This window comes from Embleya hyalina (assembly GCF_003967355.1).
GTDB classification, from domain to species: Bacteria; Actinomycetota; Actinomycetes; order Streptomycetales; family Streptomycetaceae; genus Embleya; species Embleya hyalina.
The window spans coordinates 1-1117 of record NZ_BIFH01000003.1; the positions used below are offsets into that span (position 1 = coordinate 1).

Genomic DNA, 1117 nt, shown 5'->3' on the forward strand with positions numbered 1-1117 from the left:
AATCGCTACGCGATTGGCCATCATGCCGGGCATGTTCGGCTCACGACCGCGATTGCTCGGGAACTGCGCTGGCGACAGGCGGGGTTCGCATATCGAGTCCTGCGCTCTCCGGAATCGGCAGACCGGAACGTCGACCCTGTGGAGCGAACCAACACCGCACAAGACCACGGGACTTGGAACCGTCACCCACCAACCAATGTTGGAAACAGGCAACTTCAGGATCGGTCGACCACTTCCAATATAGGTGAGCACCGCGTCACGGGACAAAGCCATGCATCAAAACTCGACCCGGGTAAGATCCGAAGGAAGGGCAGGTCCCACCAGAACCCCGGACAGGTCCGCTCCGCGGCCCCACCGCCACATCCAGCGCGAGCCAACCGGCACCCGAGGGCACAACGAACCAGTCCTCCCACGAGTACCACAAGCCCGCCCCGGTAAGCACCGGGAACCCCCGACAAGCGACCCGGACGCCCTCCTACAGCCCCTTGCGCCGATTCCACCATCCCACCTCGGCACGAGCCCGGGCAGCACCAGACAGCGCCATTCACAGGCCCGGCGCCGATCGGCAACCCGAACCGAAAGTCGTAAGGAAAACAGGACAGGAAAACCTGGCAGGAAACCGAGAGACACCACAGGAATCACCGCGCCCGCAGCATCGACACCGCCCACCACACGTCATCACGTTTCATCAGGAGGGGAAGGTGTGGAGGAGGACGGCGGGCCGTGGTCGCCGAACATTCGCCGTGACCGGGAGCCTGGTCGGTGTGGACCTCGCGTAGTCAGTCGGGGGGGGTCCGGCGTGCAGGCGTGTGTCTCCCACATTGCCCGGCCGCGAGGTTGTGTCCGCAATGCTCCAGATCCGATCGATGGTCATGTCTGTTTGGTGAGAGGTGGATTGGGTTGGTAGTGGGCGACGCCCGCGTAGGACATCCCCAGTGACGCGGTGAGGATCTTGGCGTCGAGTTCGTCAACCAGGGCGAGCAACCGGGTGGAGCGCAGGATGCGGGGCGGGAGACCTGCAGGAGCGAGGGTGTCGCGGATGTGGGCGGCGCCGGCAGGGCCGCGGTGGGTGCGGGTGAGTCGGGTGACGAGCAGGTGTCGGCGTCGCGTGAATCGT

The 1117-nt window shown here is 64.9% G+C and carries 1 pseudogene; it reads right to left on the minus strand.

What is annotated here, in order from left to right:
- Positions 1–870 precede the first annotated feature (870 nt).
- Positions 871–1117 (minus strand): annotated as a pseudogene (locus EMA17_RS51520) (hypothetical protein); the annotation flags it as partial.